Raw genomic sequence first — 21,060 nt, forward strand, 5'->3', positions numbered from 1 at the left:
AAAACGCTGCGTTACCGAATCCTCCAGACTCCCGCACGCCTGGTCCGCGCCCGCCGCTACCGCTGGCTGCGCCTGCCCCGCACCTGGCCCTGGGCCACCGACCTAGCTACCGCCATCGAGACCATCCGCCGCATGCCCATGCCCGCCACCTGACCACCCCACCACCGCCCCGACGACCAGGAGGAACCCGAGGAGACCACGCCCCACCGGCGCGACAGCCGGCCCACAGCCATACCCGACGAGCCCAAGACATCCACCAGCTACAATGCCGGCCCCTCAATCATCGACAGGCGTCAGACCCGCGAAGAATCAGGGTCCAGCGAGGACGCGCCCCACCCGGCCAGTGCCACGGACTACCCGCTGACAGATTCCGCGCATCGTTTCCTACTCCCGACCGACAACACCCCTACCAACGAATGCCATTCTCTACCACCTGCACCTGCAAGACGTGCGGTGAAACGCTTCCAACCCGGAGTGACCCGTCAGCCCGCACGGCGGTGTGCGCCGGACGAATCTGTCTCGTTCCACAACTACTCCACCGAGGACGAGGTCGATCGTGCCCTCACCGCGTTGACCGCCCGAGGCGTCCCGTAGGCGCCCGCTGCCGGCTGCGGTAGTCGTCAGCAAAGGCCCGACACCCTGCAGGTCGGACTTTTCTGTTAGGGGGTGACTGTCGAATGAAATTCGCCATGGGCAAGGAGAGAATCCGCCAAAAATAAAGCACTTAAGCACAGGAGTAGCCCAAAGATGGCCGCCAAGCTCCACACTATTAACGTCGAGGCTCGGCGCCGACGCGATAGCAGTAAGAAAATTAGGCTGGCGAGGGTACCGCCTGGCACTCCCAAGGCAACTACCGAAAGGGTGACACTGATCGTTGCAATGCATACGAAGAGGCGATTTCGGGGAAGCGATCGGGGTGCGGATGTGGAATTCATGGCAGCTACCTTGTCACCCATTATGGCATTTTAACAATCATCTGCGGTTGATCAACGAGCGGTCGGCGGCCTTCCATGCTGCGGTCGCCGCGGCACCCAGCCTCGACGCGCAGGTGCCGGCCCATCCCGAGTGGACGCTGTTTAATTTCGTGCAACACGTGGGGTTGGGCCGTCGTAAATCAGCCACCATCGTCGCCGCAGGGACCGCAGACGCGCCCCTGGAGAAGTCGGCTTGGGGTGACGGCATGGGTGTGCCTCAGGAACGCGAGGCCCTCCTGGCTTGGTGGGCCGATTCCGTCGAGCAACTCTTCGATCAGCTTCCAGCCTGGGATCCGTCCGTGTGACCATCGACGACACGCCTTCTCCTGCGCCGCGAGGTCGGGGCCGAGGACGCAGCGAAGTCGCAGGCATTCGGCTCGGCTGATTTGCTCGTCTATCGAGCCCTCGACGCGCTGACCGCCCCGAGCCGGTCCGCTTCGGCTTTGCTGACGATCAGTGCTGCTTGGTCTGTGTTACGAACGCTCGCCATGCCGCTGGTCCGAACACCAGCGCCGGCCCGGTCGGGTCCTTGCTGTCTCGAACGCCCACGACGCCAGGAAGGTTGTCGGCGACCTCCACACAATCCCCGCTACCGGGACCGGAACTCCGGGTGGATTTGCGCCACACAGCGCCACCGAGGTTCAATGCTGTTCCTTCCGTAGTTTCCGCGTCACCACCGCGGCGACTTTCTGTGATTCTACCGGGCTCAAGGCTGCAGCCCGGAGGTGATCAAAAGCCAGGGTGTAGTGCCCCACGTCAGGGGCGGCCTCAACCGGAGTGTCCCCGGTCAGCGTTTCGCGGTAGGCGATCGTTGGGAACTCGGCAAACTCCATGATCGTGAAGGCGCCGCTCAGGCCGGGATGCCATCCGACGTTCGATGGCAGTACCTGCACCGTCGCCCCTGGTGGTGGTTCGGCAATCCGCTTAAGCTGCTTCGTGAGCACGTCTGGGGCCCGACTTGACGGTGTAGTAGCGATTCATCCAGGACAACCCACAGGTTCAGCCCGTCATCCGTGATCCGCTGCTGACGTTGCATGCGAGCCGCGATCAGCCGATCCGCCTCTTTGGGCTCCGTTCGTACGGGGTCCGAGGCGAAGAGCGCCCGAGCGTACGCCTCGGTTTGGAGGAGCCCGGGAAAGACTCCCCAGGACCAGATCTTCAAGGACGTAGCGTCGTTCTCGAAGCCGATATAGGAGCCCAGGGAGTCGGTGAGGACATCCCGGTACGACTCCCACCAGCCTCGCTTCCGCCCAGCGCGCGCGAGCTGCCAGTGGCGATCCTGCTCGTCCGGGTCGGTGACCTGGCCGACTCTCGCTGACCCCCGGCCAGGCCGCGTCGGCTGGCTGACCCCCGCCCAGCAGTGGCGAGCGAATGGCGGTCGATGGTGATCATGCATCAGATGCCGCAACCCAGGCTCGGTCCGCACCCGCAGCACCCTCGCCGCCGTCCCGGGGCTCGGGTACCGCACACACCGCTACGGCCAAGGTGGACGTGCCGGGCGTGGTGTCAACAGTGGCCCTGCGCCCAAGCCCGCCTGCTGCTGAAGGCCGAGCGCGAGGGCAGGATGGCGTCGCTCGCTATCTACCTCGCCGGGCTCATGTACGAGGCGATGCATGACCTCTACTGCCTCAACCCCAACGATGGACCAAGTCCACGTGCGCTGTTCGAGCGCTTCGTCGCATGGAATCCGTTCCGGCGGTCCGCCGCAGAGGTGGAGGAGCCATAGCAAGCTCTGATCTCGGACCAGGTGGGCGTAGGTCGGCTGCTCCGACTTGCGCTCGCCCGGACGACGCCCCGAACCCGCGTTCGGGGGGCGTCGTCCAACCATTCCCGGGACCGCGCCTACCGGACGTCGTCCGGCCACGCATCCGGGTGCCGGAATGTGGGGTCTGGCAACATAGCCTCTCCTCGATCTACGGCCGTAGGTTTCCTGCACGCCCGACGGACCTGTGACCGCAGTCACCGCTTTCGTCCGTCGCCAGGCCGGGGAGAGGGGTGGCGATGGCCGGGCAAGGCCTCCTGTCGGCCCACGAGCTGACCCGCGACTTCCGGGGCTTCCGTGCGGTTGACGGCATTGACCTGGTGGTCGCCGAAGGCAGTGTGCATGCGCTCGTCGGCCCGAACGGTGCGGGCAAGACAACCCTGTTCAACCTGCTCACCGGCTTCCTGCCGCCCACCGGTGGCCGGATCGAGTTGGCGGGACGCGACATCACCGGCCTGCCGGCGGAGCAGGTCGCCCGCCGGGGCATCGCCCGCTCCTTCCAGATCACCAGCCTCTTTCCGCAGCTGTCCACCCGGGAACATGTCGAATTGGCGTTGCAGAGTCCGAGTGGGCTGGGCTGGCGGTTCTGGCGGTCGGCGAAGCTGATGCGGCGCTACACCGATCGGGCCGACGAGTTACTGGAGATGGTCGGGCTGGCCGACTTGGCGGCGGTTCCCGCCGAGGCCCTAGCCTACGGTCGCAAGCGCGCCCTGGAGCTGGCGATCGCCCTCGCCCTGGACCCGAAGGTGCTGCTGCTGGACGAGCCGACCGCGGGCATGGGGCTGGAGGACGTCGACCGCACCGTCGAGCTGATCGCCCAGGTTCGGCAGGGCCGAACCGTGGTGCTGGTCGAGCACAACATGAGCGTCGTGGGGCGGCTCGCCGACACCGTCACCGTCCTGCAGGCCGGCCGGGTCCTCGTCGAAGGCCCGTACGAGCAGGTTCGCGCCGACGAGCGGGTGATCACCGCCTACCTGGGAGCCGCCGATGCTGCGCATTGAGAACCTCTCTGCTTGGTACGGCGAGGCGCAGGTGCTGCGGGACGCCGGTCTCCACGTGGACCCCGGCGAGGTGGTCACCCTGGTGGGCCGCAACGGCGCCGGCAAGTCGACCCTGCTGCGCTGTGTCATGGGCCTGCACACCGGCTGGCGGGGCACCGTCGAGCTGGGCGGGACAGCGCTCGGCAACCTGTCGGCGGACCGGCGCGCCCGGCTGGGACTCGGCTGGGTCCCCGACGATCGGGGTAGCTACGCCACCCTGACCGTGACCGAGAATCTGACCCTGCCGCCCACCGTTGGGCCGGACCCGTGGTCGCTGGAGCGGGTGTACGAGGCGTTCCCCGCCCTCTACCAGCGGCGTAACTCGGCCGCCACGACGCTCTCCGGGGGCGAGCAACAGATGCTGGCGCTGGCCCGGGTCCTGCGGATGGGCGCCCGCATGCTGCTCTGCGACGAACCGACCGAAGGGCTGGCGCCGCTGCTCGTGCAGCAGGTCGGTGACCTGCTGCGGGAAGCCAAGCGGCACGGGGTGACGGTGCTGCTGGTGGAGCAGAACCTGCGCTTCGCCACCAGCGTCGCCGACCGGCACTACCTGCTGGCCGAGGGGCGCGTCACGGCGGCGATGGAGAACTCCGAGGTGCGGTCGCGGGAACGCGAACTGCTGTCGTACCTCGGCATCTGAGTAGCTCAGGACCGATCCCGCGCGGTGCGCGGACGAAGGGATGGTCATGCGTAGGACGGTGGGTTTGGTCGCGGCGGCAACGGCCACGGCGTTCGTGGTCGCTGGCTGCGGTGGTGGAGGTCCCCAATCCGAAGGGGACGAGAAGGTGACCGGTGGCGCGATCGTGCTGGGCGTCCTCAACGACCAGTCCGGTGCCTACTCCGAGCTGTCGGGCCGTAACTCGGTCACGGCCGTGGAGCTGGCGATCGCCGACTTCCGGGCGAAGTATGGCGACCGGGCGGTCACCACGGACATCAGCGTGCGCAGCGCCGACCATCAGAACAAGCCGGACCTGGCGAACAGCAAGGCCCAGGAGATGTACGACCGGCAGGGGGTCGACCTGATCCTGGATGTGCCCACCTCGTCGGCGGCGCTGCGGGTCGCCGATGTGGCGAAGGAGAAGCGCAGGCTCTACTTCAACATCAGCGCGGCGACCACCGACCTCACCGGCAAAAGCTGCAACAAATACACCTTCCACTACGCGTACGACACGTACATGCTGGCCAACGGCACGGGCCGGACCACCACCGAGCAGGTCGGCCGGAACTGGTACATCCTCTACCCGAACTACGCCTTCGGTCAGGACATGGAGAAGAGCTTCTCCGCGGCCATCGCCGACGCCGGTGGGCGGGTGGTCGGCAAGGACGGGGCGCCGTTCCCGAACACCAGCGGTGACTACTCCAGCTACCTGCTCAAGGCGGCGACGTTGGATCCGAAGCCGGACGTCCTCGGCACCATGCAGGCCGGGGCGGAGCTCGTCAACGTGGTGAAGCAATACAACGAGTTCGAGCTGCGCGACAAGGGCGTCAGTCTGGCCGTCGGTCTGATGTTCATCACCGACATTCATTCGCTGACCCCGGCGGCGCTGGCCGGCACCACCTACACCGACGCCTGGTACTGGAACTTCGATCAGCAGAACCGGGAGTTCGCCGACCGGTTCCAGCAGGAGACGGGTGCCCGGCCGTCGTTCGCGCACGCGGCGAACTACTCCGCCGCCACCCAGTACCTGGAGGCGGTGCAGGCCGCCGGCACCGATGACGCCGACACGATCGTCGCCGAGTTGGAGGGTAAGGAAGTCAACGATGTCTTCCTGCGCAACGGCAAGATTCGGGCGGCGGACCACCGGGTGATCCATGACGCCTACCTGGCCCAGGTGAAGCCGCAGTCCGAGGTCACCGAGGAGTGGGACTACGTACGGATCCTCGACACCATCCCGGCCGAGGAGGCGTTCCGAGCCCCGTCCCCGGACTGCACGCTGTGACCGCTCTTCTCCAGAGCACCTTCAACGGGCTGGTCAGCGGGGCGTTCTACGCCCTGCTCGCGCTCGGCCTCGCGGTCATCTTCGGGATGCTGCGGGTGGTGAACTTCGCCCACGGCGCCTTCTACATGCTCGGTGCCTTCGGCGCGTACGTGCTGCTGGCCGAGGCGGGAGTGCCGTTTTGGGTCGCCCTGGTGGTCGTGCCGCTGGCCCTGGCGCTGCTCGGCATGGCGCTCGAGCGGGCGTTCATCCACCGGCTCACCCGGCTCGACCCGCTCTACAACTTCCTGCTCACCTTCGGCCTCACGCTGATCCTGCAGGACCTGGTGAAGCTCCGGTACGGGGTGCAGTCCAGTCCGTACGAGGCGCCGGCCGGGCTCCGCGGCTCGGTCGACTTCGGGCTCTTCGACTTCCCGACGTACCGGGTCTTCATCCTCGGCTTCGCGGTGGCGGTCTGCGTCGGGGTGTGGTGGGCGCTGGCCCGTACCCGGGTCGGCATGATCGTTCGGGCCGCGACGGAGCGGCCGGAGCTGACCCGGGCGCTCGGCATCAACGTCGGGCGGTGGATCACCCCGGTCTTCGGCTTCGGTATCGCGCTGGCCGGGCTGGCCGGGGTGCTCGCCGCGCCGATGCGCGCGGTCAACCCACTGATGGGAGCGGACCTCATCATCGTGGTGTTCGCGGTGGTGGTGATCGGTGGGCTGGGGTCGATCTTCGGCTCGGTCGCCGCCGGCTTCGGGATCGGGATGGTGCAGGCGTGGGCCGAGGCCTACCTCTCCGCCTTCCCGATCGTGGCCCAGACGATCGTCTTCATCGTGATGGCCGCCGTGCTGCTCTGGCGCCCGGCCGGACTCTTCGGCCGGGCGGAGGCGCCAGCATGACGAGCACCGTGGAGAGCAGGTCCGAGCCGGTCGGGCGGGGGGCGTCCAGTGGGCTGGCCGCAGCGGCCCGCGCCCCCGGTTGGGCCCGGTACGCGCTGCTCGTCGCCGGCCTGGCGGTGGCGCTCTGGCTACCGAATGGCTTGTACCCGGCGGTGGCGGTGGACATCCTCTGCTGGGCGCTCTTCGCCGTCGCGGTGGACCTGTTGCTCGGCTTCACCGGCTTGCTGTCCTTCGGGCACGCGGCCTTCTGGGGCACGTCGGCGTACGTGACCGGTCTGGTGGCGATCCACCTGGGCCTGCCGTTTCCGGCCGCGGTGCTGGCCGGGGCGCTCGCCGCGGCGGTGCTCGCGGTGCCGATCGGCTACCTGGCGGTACGGCGAACCGGAATCTACTTCGCCATGGTCACCCTGGCCTTCGCGCAGCTGGTCTACTACGTCGCCAACGAGTGGCGGTCGGTGACCCAGGGCGAGAACGGCCTGCAGGGGGTGCCGCGGGAGCTGTTCGGGCTGGACCTGACCGACGACTACTACTTCTACTACGCGATCCTGCCGATCGTGCTGCTCGGTCTGGCTGGCGCGTGGCGGATCGTCCACTCGCCGTTCGGTCGGGTGCTGGTCGGGATCCGGGACAACCCGGCGCGCGCCCGTGCGCTCGGCTACCCGGTGCACCGGTACAAGCTCACCGTGTTTGTGCTCTCCGGCTTCCTCGCCGGCCTCGGCGGTGGGCTCTTCGCCGTCAGCCATCGCTTCGTCTCGCTGGAGGTGCTGCACTGGACCACCTCCGGCAAGGCGGTGATCGTGGTGGTCCTCGGCGGCATCGGCACCCTCTGGGGTGGCGTGCTCGGTGCCGGCATCCTGGTCCGCTTGGAGGACTGGCTGTCGTTCTCCGGCTTCGAGGCGATCGGGCTGGTCACCGGCGGCATCTTCGTCGTGGTGGTGCTGCTGTTCCGGCGGGGCATCTGGGGCACCGCGTCCGCGTTGGCCCGGCGCCGGTGGGGGCGGCGGGACTGACTCCCCGCCGCGGGCGGCCACAGCCTCAATTGGGGCGGGCTCAACCAGGGCGGGCTCAGCCGGGCGGGTGGCGGAGGCGGTGGAGCCGGAGTGCGAGCTGCACCTCGAGCACGCGCTCCGGCTGCTGCCAGTCAACGCCGAGGAGATGGCCGACCCGCTCCAGCCGTTGGGTGACCGTGTTGACGTGCACGTGGAGCTGTTCCGCGGCGCGGGTCAGGCTGCTCCCCACTCCGAAGTACGCCTCCAGGGTCCGTACCAGGGCGGTGCCCCGGCGGGCATCGTAGTCGACCACTGGCCCGACGGTAGCTGCCAGGAACCGGGAGACATCGCGGTCGCCGCCGATGTCGACCGCGCCCAGCAGCAGGCCGACGAAACCCAACTCGTCCGCACTGGCGCCCTGCCCGGCCCGGCCGAGCGCGCCGAGCGCGGTCAGGCAGCGCTTCGCCTCGCGGAACGCCGCTGCCAGCGCGGCCGGACCGGTGGCGGGACCAGCGCCGCCGGCGGTCACCCGTCGCCCGGTCAGCCGGGACAGGTCCCGCGCCACCGCGCGGGCGGCGGTGCCCGCGTCCGAGCCGGGGAGCATCAGCACCACCTTCCCGTCCCGGGCCGCGGCCAGCCCGCCGCGGGTGCAGGCGTAGGTGGTGGCCCAGGAGAGGGTCCGTTGCCGGGCCGGGTCCGTCGCGGCGATCGCGCCGTCGTGCACACAGACCAGCACCTGCGCGGTGTCCACGTCCACATCGAGTCGACGGGCCCGGTCGCGGAGCGCGTCGGTGTCCCGCGGCGGGTCGGCGATCAGGTCGTCGAGGAGTTCGCCGCGGACCCGCCCCTCCGCCTCGGCGACCGTCCGCCGAAACAGCAGCAGCAGCGCGGTGACCAGGGCGGCCCGCTCCAGGATCTGCTGGTCGGCGTCGACCAACTCGTCGTCGGGGCGAAGCACCAACGCCCCCAGGTTCTCGGCGCCAGCGACCACGGCGGCGTACCAGAGTGGGCCGCGACGCACGCTGCGCCCCGCGGCCCGGGACGCGGCCACCGCGGCCACGATCTCCGCCCGCCTCGGTTGGTCGATCTCGCCGACCCGGGCCAGGAGCCGACCCTCGGCGTCCAGGGCTAGGAGCGCTCCACCCAGGACCTCCGGTACGGCGGCGGCGACCTCCTCCACACCGCCGCCGCGGAGCACCAGCGCGGTCATCCGGTCATGTGCTGCCGCCGCGCGCTCCACCGACGCGCTGTGTGCCCCGATGGTGGTGTTGGCCGCCGACAGCTCCGCCAACGCGGAGCGGGTCTCGGTGAGCAGCCGAGCGGTGTCGATCGCGACGGCGGCGTGCGCGGCCAGCGACGCCAGGAGGGCCACCTCCTCCCGGGCGAACGGGCGCGCCGAGCGGTTGGCGGCGTAGAGCACGCCGATCGAGATCGAGCCCAGCCGCAGCGGCACGCCGAGGATGGCCACCAAGCCCTCCTCACCGACGCCGGCGTCGATCTCGCTGGTGTGGCGGAACCGGTCGTCCGCCGGATAGTTCGCCGTGACGTAGGGCGCACCGGACTGGGCGACCAGGCCACCGAGGCCGGCGCCCATCGGTAGCCGCAGCCGTTGGAACCGGGCCGACACCGAGCCGTCGGTGACCCGCATGTAGGTGTCGCCGCGCCGGTCGTCGTTGAGTGTCATGTACGCGACGTCGGCGTCGAGTAGGTTCCGGGCCCGGCGCGCGATCGCCGGCAGCACGTCGTCCAGGTCGCGGAGCCCGGCCAGGTCGCTGACGGTGTCGTACAGCCCGGAGAGTTCACTTTCCCGGCGTCGCCGTCGTTCCAGCAGCGCCCGTACCCGCAACGCGACCGTCTTCGCCCGTTCCAGCTCGGCCAGCCGCTCCGGGGGCGCGCTGGCGGTGCGCGCGGCCACCAGTGGGCCCTCGAACTCCACCGCCGTGGCTTCGCGGGCGAGTAGTTCCAGGAACTCCACCGGCGAGGACATGACGGCCATTGTGCGCCGGCGCCCTAGTTCGCCGTCCACCCCCCATCGAGAGCGATGGACGCGCCGGTGATGAACGCCGCCGGTGGTGAGCACAGGTACGCCACCAACTCGGCCACCTCCTCCGGTTCGAGCAGCCGCTTGATCGCCGCCCGGCCCAGCATGATCTTCTCGACGACCTCGGATTCCGGGATGCCGTGGCTGGCGGCCTGGTCGGCGATCTGGCGCTGCACCAGCGCGGTGCGCACGTACGCCGGGTTGACGCAGTTGGCGGTCACGCCGTGCGCGGCGCCCTCCAACGCGACCACCTTGGACAGACCCTCCAACGCGTGCTTCGCCGAGACGTACGCCGCCTTGTACGGCGAGGCGCGCAGCCCGTGCACCGAGGAGATGTTGACGATGCGTCCCCAGCCTTCGGCGTACATGTGCGGCAGGGCCCGGCGGATGACCAGGAACGGGGCTTCGACCATCACCCGGTGCAGGTATTCGAAGCGTTCCACGGCGAACTCCGGGATCGGGGCGACGTGTTGGAGCCCGGCGTTGTTGACCACGATGTCGACCTTGGTGTCGAGGTGGTTGACCGTCTCCGGGTCCGCCAGGTCGGCACCGACGGCCCGGCCGCCCACTTCGGCGGCGACTGTCCGGGCGGCGGTGAGGTTCCGGTCCACCACCACCACGGTGGCGCCGGCGGCGCCGAGTCGTCGCGCGCACGTCCGCCCGATGCCGCTGCCGCCCCCGGTCACCAGGGCGGTTCGCCCGGTGAGATCGACCTGTACGACGTGGGGGGTCGTCCTCGGATCTGCCGTCATGGCGCATGAAACTACGACCTGTGCGGTCAGGTGCACATGGGGTAGCGACACATACTCGTCGTCGGTGCTGTGTGGTCGCAGTCGACATCGGGCGAATCCCGCCGCCGGCGCCGCCGTCGGGCTCGGCGCCCGCACTGCCCTCGGGCTCCGGCGTGTCCCGCCGGCTGCGGCTCCGACGATCTCGGTAGGGTGTCGAACACACGTACTGCTGGCGGTTGGGGAGGAGGCGGCGTGCGCGTGCTCGGCGTTGACCCGGGGCTGACCCGGTGCGGGGTCGGCGTGGTCGAGGGCGTGCCGGGGCGCCCCTGCACGTTGGTCGCCTACCATGTCGTCCACACTGACCCCGATGACGAGTTGCCGCTGCGCCTGCTGACCCTGGACCGCTCGCTCACCGCCCTGGTGGCCGAGCACCGGCCGGACAGCGTGGCCGTCGAGCGGGTGTTCAGCCAGCACAATGTCCGCACGGTGATGGGCACGGCGCAGGCCAGCGGGGTCGCTGTTCTCGCCGGGGCGCGGGCGGGCCTGCCGGTGCAGACCTACACTCCGAGCGAGGTGAAGGCGGCGGTGACCGGCTCCGGTCAGGCCGACAAGGCCCAGATGACCGCGATGGTGACGCGGCTGCTGCGGCTCTCCGCCCCGCCCCGCCCGGCGGACGCCGCCGACGCCCTGGCCCTGGCCATCTGCCACGTGTGGCGCGGTGGCACCCGCTCGAAGTTGGCGACCGCCGCCGACCGGGCCCGACGACGAGGAGGAGGCCGATGATCGCCAGTGTCCGGGGTGTGGTGACCGCGACCGGTCCCGACCACGCCGTCGTGGAGGTCGGCGGGGTGGGCCTGGCGGTGCAGTGTGCGCCGGGCACGATCGCTGACCTGCGGGTGGGCCAGCCGGCCCGCCTCGCCACCAGCCTGGTCGTCCGGGAGGATTCGCTAACCCTCTACGGGTTCGCCGACGACGACGCCAAGGCCCTGTTCGAGCTCCTGCAGACGGCCAGTGGGGTCGGCCCCCGACTTGCCCAGGCCGTCCTCGCGGTGCACGCGCCGGAGGCGGTCCGGGCGGCCATCGCCAACGCCGACATCGCCGCGTTGACCCGGGTGCCGGGGATCGGCAAGAAAGGCGCCGAGCGGCTTGTGCTGGAGCTGCGGGACCGGATCGGTCCCGCCCCGGTCGGTGCCGACGCGGCGGTCGGCGTCACGACCGGCAACTGGCCGGAGCAGGTGCGTCAGGCCCTGGTCGGGCTCGGCTGGACGACGGCGCAGGCGGATCAGGCGGTCGCCGCAGTGGCGGAGACGGTGGAGGGGGAGGTGCCCCCGGTGCCGGTCCTGCTCCGGCAGGCGATTCGGCTGCTGGGCCGGACCCGATGACGGGTGGGGGAGTGCGTCGGCCGACCGCATCCGGGGCGCGGATGAGGAGTCGGGATGACGGGTGACAATCTGGTCTCGGCGTATGTGAGCGACGCCGAGCGGGACGCGGAGGCCAGCGTCCGGCCGCGCCGGCTGGCCGAGTTCATCGCGCAGGAGCGGGTCCGGGATCAGCTCGACCTGCTGCTCCAGGGCGCGCTACGCCGCGGCAGCCCCCCCGATCACATCCTCCTGTCGGGCCCGCCCGGGCTGGGTAAGACCAGCCTGGCCAACATCGTCGCCGCCGAGCTGGGCACCAGCATCCGGGTGACCAGCGGCCCGGCGATCGAGCGTTCCGGTGACCTGGCGGCCATCCTGACCAGCCTCGGTGAGGGGGATGTGCTCTTTATCGACGAGGTCCACCGGATCGCCCGGCCGGCGGAGGAGCTCCTCTACAGCGCGATGGAGGACTTCCGGGTTGACGTGGTGGTGGGCAAGGGGCCCGGGGCGACCGCCATCCCGCTGGACGTGGAGCCGTTCACCCTGGTCGGGGCGACCACCCGCGCCGGGCTGCTCACCGGCCCGATGCGGGACCGGTTTGGCTTCGTCGCACACCTGGACTTCTATTCCCCAGCCGACCTGGAGCGACTGCTGAACCGCTCGGCCCGCATCCTCGGCGTGCCGATCACCGTCGACGGCGCGGCCGAGATCTCCGGCCGCGCGCGGGGCACTCCCCGGATCGCGAACCGGCTGCTGCGCCGGGTGCGTGACTTCGCCGAGGTCCGGGCCGACGGCGTGGTTAGCCGGGAGACCGCGCAGGCGGCACTGACCGTGTACGACGTGGACGCGTTGGGGCTGGACCGGCTTGACCGCGCGGTGCTTACCGCGCTCGTGGATCTGTTTCGGGGCGGTCCGGTCGGCCTCTCCACGCTGGCGGTGGCGGTGGGGGAGCAACCGGACACGGTGGAGGAGGTCTGTGAGCCGTTCCTGGTACGGGCCGGTCTCCTCGCCCGAACACCGCGTGGTCGGGTCGCCACCGAGGCGGCCTGGCGCCACCTGGGGCGTATGCCGCCGAATGGTACATTTGGCCCGGATACCCCTCCCGCGCGAGACCTGTTCTCGGTAGAGCCTGATTAGCCGTGATGCGAACGTGATCTGTGTCGCATTCGGTGTTCCCAGGTGAAGCGACTAGACTCGCCGCGGTCTGTACAGATGTAAGAAATCGCCTTCACCCCGGTGCCCTTGTGCCGGTATGGGGGCCAATGGGAAGGTTCTACCACCGTGCTTTTGGCACAAGATGGCGGCGCTGGCAGCTTCACGCCCATCCTTATGATCGTCCTGCTCTTCGGAGTCATGTACTTCATGATGATCCGCCCGCAGCAGAAGCGGCGCCGAGAGGCGGCGGCCATGCAGTCCTCCCTGGGGCACGGTGACGAGGTCGTCACCATCGGCGGGCTCTACGGCACCGTCACCGGGGTGGACGACGAGACGGTGCTGCTGGAGGTCGCTCCCGGCGTGGAGACCCGGTACGCCCGTCCCGCGATCGCGCGGGTCGTCACCAAGGCGGAGGAGCCCGCTGAGGCGGCGGTCGACGACGCGGACGCCGTCAAGGAGTGACATCCCGCCCGTCATTCCGGCGGCCCGGGCAGCGCATGAGTTGGACGAAAATTTGACAATCGGGTCGATACGCCACCCTCGGTAGGTGCAGGGTGTGGTGGCGTTCCGCGTCGGCACCCGTGCGCCGCTGCGGCGACCCCCACATAGCTTCGGCCGGCTCGCCCGGCCGACAGCCGCCGCTGGCGTGGCGGCGTGACCCTACAGGGAGACAGGACAGCCGTGGCACCACCTCAGAAACAGATGCGCCCCGGGCGGCAGCTCGCCGTGCTTGGGGCCATCTTCGTGGTCCTCTATCTTCTGGTCTTCTTCGGCGGCGGCGCGAGCGGTAGCTGGCAGGACCGGCTTGAGCCCAAGCTCGGTCTCGACCTGGTCGGCGGCACCCGGCTGACGCTGGAGGCGACCAACACCGTCGACGGCCAGGCGCCGACCGCGGAGAACCTTGAGGAGGCCCGGCAGATCATTGAGAGCCGGGTCAACGCCTTCGGGGTCGCCGAGGCCGAGGTCGTCACCGAGGGCGACCGGAACATCGTGATCTCCCTTCCCGGCGAGAACCGGGACCTGACCGAGGTCGGTAGCGCCGCGGAACTGCGCTTCCGGAAGGTGCTCCAGGTGGCCGACGGTAGTGGTGCGGCGGCGAACCCGCCGCCGAGCCCGTCCGCCACCCCCACCGCCACGCCGTCTGGCTCTGCCACGCCGTCTGGCTCCGCCACGCCGTCTGGCTCTGCCACGCCGTCTGGCTCCGCCGCGCCGTCTGGCTCTGCCACGCCGTCCGCAACCGGTAGCGCCTCCCCCACCCCGTCGAGCAGCGTCCAGGTCACGGCCTCGCCGACCGGAGGTGAGGGCGGTGGTGCCGCGGCGCCGAGCCTGAGCGCCACCCCCGCGGCCTCGCCCAGCGTCACGCCCACGCCGAGCGCGTCCTCCTCACCCAGCGCGACACCGGCGGCGAGTGACGGCGCCACCCCGGTGCCGGCCAGCATCGAGGAGCAGCGCAGGGCGGTCGAGCAGAAGGTCGGTGCGGCCGCCTGGGAGGCCGCGAACGGGCTTCAGTCGCCCACCGACGTGACCACCGACCCGTCGCTGGTCGAGAAGCTCAAGCCGTTCGCATCGCTGACCGACCGTGAGATCGCGGTGCTGCCGGCCCAGATGCAGTTCAACGTCCCGCAGATCACCTGTGGCCAGCTGGACGCCCGCCCGCCGGCGTCGATCTCCGCCGTTGACCAACAGGTCGTCGCCTGCGAGTTCGGCAGCATCAAGTACCTGCTCGACCAGGCCAAGGTCGTCGGCACCGACATCAACGACGCCAACGCCGTGCTCGACCAGACCAGCCAGTGGGTGGTCAGCCTGGACTTCACCGGCTCCGGCCAGGAGAAGTGGACCGCGCTGACCCGCGAGGCGTTCAACAACGAGGGTGCTGCCTGCGACCCGAGCGCGCTCGGGGACAGCGGCAACTGCCGGGTCGCCGTCGTGCTGGACAACCAGGTCGTCTCCTCGCCGGAGATCCTGGGCGTGTTGACCAGCAACTCGCAGATCACCGGCAACTTCACCCAGCAGGACGCCAGCGACCTGGCGAGCACGCTGCGCTACGGCGCGCTGCCGGTGACCTTCGAGCCGCAGGCGCAGCAGAACGTCACCGCGACCCTGGGCGCCAGCCACCTGCGGGCTGGCCTGCTCGCGGCCGGTATCGGGATGCTGCTGGTGATCATCTACTCGTTCTTCTACTACCGGCTGCTCGGCTCCGTGATCTTCCTGAGCCTGGTCCTCTCCGCGCTGCTTGTCTTCGGCGCGTTGGTGGTCCTCGGCCGGCAGATCGGGTTCACTCTCACCCTCGCCGGCATCGCCGGCATGATCGTCTCGCTCGGTGTGGCGGCGGACTCCTTCGTCATCTACTTCGAGCGGCTCAAGGACGAGATCCGGGAGGGGCGCAGCCCGCGCAGCGCGGTGTCCCGGGCGTGGATCCGCGCCCGTCGGACGATCATCTCCGCCAACGCGATCACCCTGATGTCCGCGGTAGTGCTCTACATCGTTTCGGTCGGGGTGGTCAAGGGCTTCGCCTTCGCGTTGGGCCTCGCCACGATCCTCGACCTGGTGGTGGTCTTCCTCTTCCGACACCCGATCATGACGATGTTCGCCCGCACCCGGGCGTTCCTGTCCCCGCGGGTCAGCGGCCTCGGTCGGGCGTTGCCGGCCCGGGACAAGCCGGCCCAGCCCCGCAACCCGCGCGCGAAGGAGGCCTGAGATGGCCGGTGCTGGTCTCGCGAGTCGCCTCTACCGTGGTGAGGCCGGTCTCGACATTGTCGGCCGCCGCAAGGTGTGGTTCGGCCTCGCCGGGGTGCTGGCCCTGATCTCGGTGCTGAGCTTCGCGTTCCTCCGGTTCGACCTCGGTATCGAGTTCGCTGGCGGTAGTTCGATCCAGGTGCCCGCCAGCGTCGGCACCCTGGAGCAGGCCGAGGAGGCGGTTGACGCCGCGCTGGCCACTGAGGGCGGCGGCGCGGAGGTGGTGACCGCGCAGAAGGTCGGCGGTACCGGTGACGACTTCTACGAGATGCGTACCTCACAGCTCAGCACGGAGCAGTCCAACGCGGTCAAGGCGGCGGTAGCCGAGGAGTTCGGCCTCCCGGTCAGCGACGTCAGCGGCAGCCAGGTCAGCCAGGCCTGGGGTAGCCAGGTCACCGAGCGGGCGGTGCTCGGCCTGGTGATCTTCCTCGTGCTGGTGATGGTCTACCTGGTGCTGCGCTTCGAGTGGCGGATGGCGGTCGGTGCGGTCAGCTCCCTGCTGATGAACCTGGTCCTCACCGCCGGCATCTACTCGCTGGTCGGCTTCGAGGTGACCCCGTCGACCGTGATCGGCTTCCTCACCATCTTGGGCTTCGCCCTCTACGACGTGGTGGTGGTCTTCGACAAGATCCAGGAGAACACCCGCGGCATCACCGCGAACAGCAACCAGACGTACGGTGAGGCGGCCAACCTGGCGATCAACCAGAGCTTGATGCGGTCGCTGAACACCTCGATCGTGGCCCTGCTCCCGGTCGGCGGTCTGCTCTTCATCGGTGCCGGCCTGTTCGGCGCGGGCACCCTGAAGGACCTCGGCCTGGTGCTGTTCGTCGGCATGGCGGTGGCGTTCTTCTCCTCGATCACCCTGGCCACCCCGCTGCTGGTGCTGCTGAAGAACCAGGAGCCGCGGATCCAGGCGCACAACAAGCGGGTGCTGGCCCGCCGGGCCGCGCTGGAGCGTGGCGAGGGTTCGGCGAAGAGCGCGCCGCGGCCGACGGAGAGTGCCGAGGAGCGGAACGACCCGGAGGCGCCGGCCCTCGCCGGCGCGGCCCCGAAGGTGGGGGCACGGCCGGCGGGCAAGCGGCCGACCGGCGCGCGCGGTGGCCGCCCCGCCGGTGGCGGCAACCGCCCGGGCGGCAAGCGGCGCTGACGCGCCAGTGGAACGGAACGACGGCGTCTTTCAGGCTGTGCGAACAGCGTGAAGGACGCCGTCGTCGGAGCAAGGAGCGGAGCGGCGTGACAGAGACCCACACCACCGGGGTACGGGGGGACAGCGGCCGGGAGATGGCCGAACTGGTGGCCAGCCGGGTGCTGGATGTACCGGACTTCCCGAAGCCCGGCGTCATGTTCAAGGACCTGATGCCGCTCTTTGCCGACGGCGATACTTTTCGCGAGGTCATTGACGGCATCGTGCGCTATCACGGGCGGGACTCGTTCGACACCGTGGTGGGGATCGAGGCCCGTGGGTTCGTGGTCGCGGCAGCGATCGCGTATGCCGCCGGCGTCGGGGTGGTGCCGGTACGCAAGGCGGGCAAGCTGCCCCGGGTGGCCTACTCGGCGTCGTACGCGCTGGAATACGGTGAGGCCACCCTGGAGGTGCACCAGGACGCGTTCACGGCCGGGCATCGGGTCCTGGTGGTGGACGACGTACTCGCCACGGGTGGCACCGCCGAGGCGACCCTCGACCTGGTCGAGCGGGCCGGCGGTACGGTGGCGGGCTTCACCGTCCTGCTGGAGTTGGGCTTCCTCGGCGGTCGCGAGCGGCTGGCCCCGCGCCCGGTCCATGCCCTGTTGACCGTTTGATCGTCTGGCCGGGCGGATGAGCCGGTGCAGCCCGGGTCGGCGAGACGGCGGCGCACCGTGAGTGCGGGTAGCATTGCCATTTGCTAACCGGGCGCGTGGATTCGTCCGGTGGCGAGGACCCGGCGGCCGAAGGTCGGCGGAGCCACCCCGGCCGGTGCGGCCGGGATCGACAACGCCGGCCGGCGCGGCCGGTTGAGTCCGACGTCGGCCGTCTGGTCGGCGCGCCCGGCGAGCGGTGAGGAGGCCGGTGTCTCACGATGTCGCCCCTCCGGTGGAGGACACGGTGCACCCGACAGGCGACGGCTCGGTGACCGACCGCAGTGGTGGCTCCCGGCCTGGGGTTGGTCCCGGTAGCGGCGCTGGAGCGACAGACGCCCTCCGCACCAGCCCGGACGCGGGGAGCGAGGAGGCGGTCGGTCCGAAGCGGGGCGATCTGGTGCCCGAGACCGTTCCTGGCGGCGGATTCGCGCTCTCCAGCGCGCCGACCGGGCGCCGGGTGCGGGCCCGGCTGGCCCGGTTCAACGCGCCTTGGCAGTCCTCGCAGGTCAGCGAGGTGCTGGAACCGCTGATCTCAAGTCACCGGGAGAATCACCCGAAGGCTGACGCGCGGCTGTTGCAACGCGCTTTCGACACGGCGGCTCGCTGGCACTCCGGTCAGTACCGTAAGTCCGGCGATCCCTACATCACCCATCCGCTCGCGGTGGCCACCATCCTGGCCAATCTGGGCATGGACACCACCACGCTGGTCGCGGCGCTGCTGCATGACACGATCGAGGACACCGAGTACACGCTTGACCAGATGCGGGCCGACTTCGGTGGCGAGGTGGCGCTGCTGGTTGACGGGGTGACCAAGCTCGACAAGGTCAAGCTGGGCGACGCGGCGAAGGCGGAGACGATCCGCAAGATGGTCGTCGCCATGGCGAAGGACCCCCGCGTCCTGGTGATCAAGCTGGCCGACCGGCTCCACAACATGCGTACCCTGATCTTCCTGCCGCGGCCGAAGCAGGAGCAGAAGGCCAAGGAGACGCTGGAGATCCTGGCTCCCCTGGCACATCGCCTGGGTATGAACACGATCAAGTGGGAGCTGGAGGATCTGGCCTTCGGCACCCTCTTCCCGAAGCGGTACGAGGAGATCAACCGCCTGATCGGGGAACACCAGCCGCAGCGGGAGGCGCTGCTGCGGCAGGTGACCAGGAAGGTCGGCACCGACCTGAAGTCCGCCAAGATCAGGGCGGAGGTGACCGGTCGGCCGAAGCACCTGTACTCGATCTATCAGAAGATGATCGTGCGGGGGCGGGACTTCAACGACATCTACGACCTGGTGGGCGTCCGGATCCTGGTCGACACGGTGCGGGACTGCTACGCGGCGTTGGGTGTGATTCACGCGAACTGGCAGCCGGTCCCGGGCCGGTTCAAGGACTACATCGCGATGCCGAAGTTCAACATGTACCAGTCGTTGCACACGACGGTGATCGGGCCCACCGGCAAACCGGTGGAGATGCAGATCCGCACGTACGCGATGCACCGTACCGCCGAGTTCGGTATCGCCGCGCACTGGAAGTACAAGGAGCACAAGGGCACCCAGATCGTGGGCCCGCCGGCGCACATCGATGAGATGACCTGGCTGCGGCAGCTGCTGGACTGGCAGCGGGAGGCGGCCGATCCGAGCGAGTTCCTGGACGCGCTGCGCTTCGACCTGTCCAGCCAGGAGGTGTACGTCTTCACCCCGAAGGGTGACGTCTTTCCGCTGCCGACGGGGTCAACGCCGGTGGACTTCGCGTACGCGGTGCACACCGAGGTGGGGCACAAGTGCATCGGGGCGCGGGTCAACGGCAAGCTGGTGCCGTTGGAGTCGACGCTCTCCAACGGCGACGTGATCGAGATCTTCACCTCGAAGTCGGAGACGGCCGGCCCGACCCAGGACTGGCTGGGGTTCGTCAAGAGCCCGCGGGCGCGCACGAAGATTCGGCAGTACTTCAACAAGGAGCGGCGCGAGGAGGCGATCGAGGCCGGCAAGGACGCGATCGTCAAGGCGATGCGCAAGCAGGGGATGCCGCTGCAGCGGATGCTCAGCTCCGACAACCTGATGGCGATCGCCCGGGATCTGCACCTGGCCGACGTCGCCTCGCTCTACGCGGCGGTCGGTGACAGTCACGTCTCCGCCCAGTCGGTGGTGCAGAAGCTGATGGCCTCCTACGGCGGTGAGGAGGGTGCCGTCGAGGACATCGCCGAGACCGCCGTGGCGACCCGCCCGCCGCGGAGCCGGGCCAGCAGCAACGACCCGGGTGTCGTCGTCCGGGGCGTTAGCGATGTGTGGATCAAGCTGGCCCGCTGTTGCACCCCGGTCCCGCCGGATTCGGTGTTCGGGTTCGTCACCCGCTCCGGCGGGGTGAGTGTGCACCGGGACGACTGCGCCAACGCCGAGGACCTCAAGGCGCAGGGGGAGCGGGTCGTGGAGGTGGGCTGGAAGCTCACCAGCGCGTCGACCTTCCTCGTCGCCATCCAGGTCGAGGCGCTCGACCGGCACAAGCTGCTCACCGATGTGACCCTGGTGCTCTCCGACGAGCGGGTCAACATCCTCTCGGCGACCGTGACGACCACGCGGGACCGGGTGGCGGTGAGCCGGTTCAGCTTCGAGATGGCCGACCCCAAGCATCTGGGGCACCTGTTGGCCGCGGTGCGGAAGGTCGACGGCGTCTTCGACGCCTACCGGGTTACCTCCGGCTCCTGACTCATCAGCATGCACGAGCGCCCCCGGCGGGAGCCGGGGGCGCGTCGCGCTTTGGCTGGGGCGGTCAGCCCTGGGATGCGCTCATCGTGAGGTCGGTGATGGTGACCTCCTTCTTCGGGTGTCCGCCGCCGGCCATCTGCGCGTAGGCCGCGTCGTCGCCGGCGGCCGCGACCTCCGTGACGATGTCCAACCCACTGGTGATGGTGCCGAGGACGGTGTAGTTCGGGTCGAGTGGCGAGTCACCGTAGACGATGAAGAACTGGCTGCCGGTGCTACCGGGTGCGCCGGAGTTGGCCATCGCGATAACGCCCTCCGGGTACGGGGGCCGCTTGTCCGTGGGTAGGTTCTCCTCGGCCAGCCGGTAGCTCGGCCCGCCGGTGCCGTCGGTTTCCCGCCAACCGTCGCCGGTCGCGCTCGGGTCACCGCACTGGAGCACCTTGATGCCTTCGGTGACGAGGCGGTGGCACTTAGTGTTGTCGAAGAAGTTCTGCTCAGCCAGGTGGGTGAAGCTGGCGCTGGTGCACGGCGTCTGGGACCGGTCGACCTTGGCCGTGATCGGCCCGAGGTTCGTGTCGATGGTGAGGGTCTGGGCGCCGGTGTTCGGCTGCTGGTTGCTCGGCAGGCCGACGTCCTTGATCTGTGGGGTCCGCTGGTCGGCGGGGATCTCGGTGAAGACGCACTCGGCAGCACCGGCGGCGGTGGGCGAGTCGGTCGCCGAGTCGTCGCCGAGGCTCGACACCAGCCAGACGGTGCCGGCGACCACCAGGAGGAGAGCCGCGCTCGCCCCGACGATCGCCTGGGTCTGCCGACGCCGACGAGCCCGGGCGGTCCGCTCGGCCATCTCCTTCTCGAGCCGAGCGCGGGCCGCCGCGCGTTGCCGCTCATTGGGGGACGTCACGCCTGGATCCTCCTGCACGATGTGGGT

General features: G+C 69.7%; 19 protein-coding genes and 1 pseudogene. 15 read left to right on the plus strand and 5 right to left on the minus strand.

Features of this window, described 5'->3' with window-relative positions; translation table 11 throughout:
• The first annotated feature begins 982 nt into the window (after positions 1-982).
• A complete protein-coding gene (locus K228_RS0106450; RefSeq protein WP_025617683.1) occupies positions 983-1,279 on the plus strand; it encodes a maleylpyruvate isomerase N-terminal domain-containing protein in 297 nt (98 codons plus the stop codon).
• Between the two features lie 148 nt (positions 1,280-1,427).
• Here K228_RS0106450 and K228_RS0106455 read toward each other — a convergent pair whose 3' ends face one another.
• Together K228_RS0106455 and K228_RS30125 are read right to left on the minus strand one after the other, a co-directional pair.
• Positions 1,428-1,619 (minus strand): DUF397 domain-containing protein, encoded by a 192-nt coding sequence (locus K228_RS0106455; protein ID WP_025617684.1) that lies wholly within the window; start codon positions 1,617-1,619, stop codon positions 1,428-1,430.
• Positions 1,616-2,370: pseudogene (locus K228_RS30125) on the minus strand (DUF5753 domain-containing protein). Before K228_RS30125 ends, K228_RS0106455 begins: the two are co-directional and overlap by 4 nt.
• On the opposite strand from K228_RS30125, the gene K228_RS0106465 reads away from it, so the two are divergent.
• From K228_RS0106465 to K228_RS0106490, 6 genes are all read left to right on the plus strand, one after another.
• Positions 2,356-2,700: a hypothetical protein gene (locus K228_RS0106465; RefSeq protein ID WP_025617686.1), complete on the plus strand. Its 345-nt coding sequence runs from the start codon at positions 2,356-2,358 to the stop codon at positions 2,698-2,700. The pseudogene K228_RS30125 and the gene K228_RS0106465 overlap by 15 nt on opposite strands.
• Before the next feature lie 275 nt (positions 2,701-2,975).
• Positions 2,976-3,737 (plus strand): ABC transporter ATP-binding protein, encoded by a 762-nt coding sequence (locus tag K228_RS0106470; protein WP_025617687.1) that lies wholly within the window; start codon positions 2,976-2,978, stop codon positions 3,735-3,737.
• Complete coding sequence (locus tag K228_RS0106475; RefSeq protein WP_025617688.1) at positions 3,724-4,416, plus strand: ABC transporter ATP-binding protein; 693 nt, start codon at positions 3,724-3,726, stop codon at positions 4,414-4,416. The genes K228_RS0106470 and K228_RS0106475 overlap by 14 nt, the downstream gene beginning before the upstream one ends.
• Positions 4,417-4,456: 40 nt before the next feature.
• Positions 4,457-5,716 carry an ABC transporter substrate-binding protein gene (locus K228_RS0106480; RefSeq protein ID WP_025617689.1) on the plus strand — a complete coding sequence of 420 codons (1,260 nt, stop codon included), beginning with the start codon at positions 4,457-4,459 and terminating at the stop codon, positions 5,714-5,716.
• A complete protein-coding gene (locus tag K228_RS0106485) occupies positions 5,713-6,594 on the plus strand; it encodes a branched-chain amino acid ABC transporter permease (protein ID WP_025617690.1) in 882 nt (293 codons plus the stop codon). The genes K228_RS0106480 and K228_RS0106485 overlap by 4 nt, the downstream gene beginning before the upstream one ends.
• On the plus strand, positions 6,591-7,604 hold the full coding sequence (locus tag K228_RS0106490) for a branched-chain amino acid ABC transporter permease (protein ID WP_025617691.1): 1,014 nt from the start codon (positions 6,591-6,593) through the stop codon (positions 7,602-7,604). Before K228_RS0106485 ends, K228_RS0106490 begins: the two co-directional genes overlap by 4 nt.
• Positions 7,605-7,659: 55 nt before the next feature.
• Here the strand turns inward: K228_RS0106490 and K228_RS0106495 are convergent, their stop codons facing one another.
• Positions 7,660-9,579 (minus strand): helix-turn-helix domain-containing protein, encoded by a 1,920-nt coding sequence (locus tag K228_RS0106495; protein WP_025617692.1) that lies wholly within the window; start codon positions 9,577-9,579, stop codon positions 7,660-7,662.
• Positions 9,580-9,593: 14 nt separating this feature from the next.
• Positions 9,594-10,376: a 3-hydroxybutyrate dehydrogenase gene (locus tag K228_RS0106500; protein ID WP_025617693.1), complete on the minus strand. Its 783-nt coding sequence runs from the start codon at positions 10,374-10,376 to the stop codon at positions 9,594-9,596.
• Positions 10,377-10,607: 231 nt separating this feature from the next.
• Between K228_RS0106500 and ruvC the strand changes: the two genes are divergently transcribed.
• The 8 genes from ruvC (at position 10,608) to K228_RS0106540 (ending at position 20,135) form a co-directional block, all read left to right on the plus strand.
• Entirely contained in the window at positions 10,608-11,138 is a 531-nt protein-coding gene (ruvC, locus tag K228_RS0106505) for a crossover junction endodeoxyribonuclease RuvC (RefSeq protein WP_018743965.1), read from the plus strand.
• The gene (gene ruvA / locus K228_RS0106510; RefSeq protein WP_025617694.1) at positions 11,135-11,737 is read left to right on the plus strand and encodes a Holliday junction branch migration protein RuvA; all 603 of its coding nucleotides are present in this window, start codon (positions 11,135-11,137) and stop codon (positions 11,735-11,737) included. The genes ruvC and ruvA overlap by 4 nt, the downstream gene beginning before the upstream one ends.
• Before the next feature lie 54 nt (positions 11,738-11,791).
• Entirely contained in the window at positions 11,792-12,850 is a 1,059-nt protein-coding gene (ruvB, locus tag K228_RS0106515; RefSeq protein WP_025617695.1) for a Holliday junction branch migration DNA helicase RuvB, read from the plus strand.
• 144 nt (positions 12,851-12,994) lie between these two features.
• Positions 12,995-13,330 (plus strand): preprotein translocase subunit YajC, encoded by a 336-nt coding sequence (gene yajC / locus K228_RS0106520; RefSeq protein ID WP_025617696.1) that lies wholly within the window; start codon positions 12,995-12,997, stop codon positions 13,328-13,330.
• 240 nt (positions 13,331-13,570) lie between these two features.
• Positions 13,571-15,565 (plus strand): protein translocase subunit SecD, encoded by a 1,995-nt coding sequence (gene secD / locus K228_RS0106525; protein ID WP_029723388.1) that lies wholly within the window; start codon positions 13,571-13,573, stop codon positions 15,563-15,565.
• Position 15,566: 1 nt separating this feature from the next.
• A complete protein-coding gene (secF, locus tag K228_RS0106530; RefSeq protein WP_025617698.1) occupies positions 15,567-16,751 on the plus strand; it encodes a protein translocase subunit SecF in 1,185 nt (394 codons plus the stop codon).
• An 86-nt stretch (positions 16,752-16,837) separates the two neighbouring features.
• Positions 16,838-17,404: an adenine phosphoribosyltransferase gene (locus K228_RS0106535; RefSeq protein WP_025617699.1), complete on the plus strand. Its 567-nt coding sequence runs from the start codon at positions 16,838-16,840 to the stop codon at positions 17,402-17,404.
• 271 nt (positions 17,405-17,675) lie between these two features.
• Positions 17,676-20,135, plus strand: a complete 2,460-nt coding sequence (locus tag K228_RS0106540) for a RelA/SpoT family protein (protein WP_025617700.1) — start codon at positions 17,676-17,678, stop codon at positions 20,133-20,135.
• A 64-nt stretch (positions 20,136-20,199) separates the two neighbouring features.
• On the opposite strand, the gene K228_RS0106545 is transcribed toward K228_RS0106540, so the two are convergent.
• Positions 20,200-21,033 carry a peptidylprolyl isomerase gene (locus tag K228_RS0106545; protein ID WP_025617701.1) on the minus strand — a complete coding sequence of 278 codons (834 nt, stop codon included), beginning with the start codon at positions 21,031-21,033 and terminating at the stop codon, positions 20,200-20,202.
• Between the last annotated feature and the right edge of the window lie 27 nt (positions 21,034-21,060).

It is taken from the genome of Salinispora cortesiana, from assembly GCF_000484695.1.
GTDB lineage: Bacteria > Actinomycetota > Actinomycetes > Mycobacteriales > Micromonosporaceae > Micromonospora > Micromonospora cortesiana.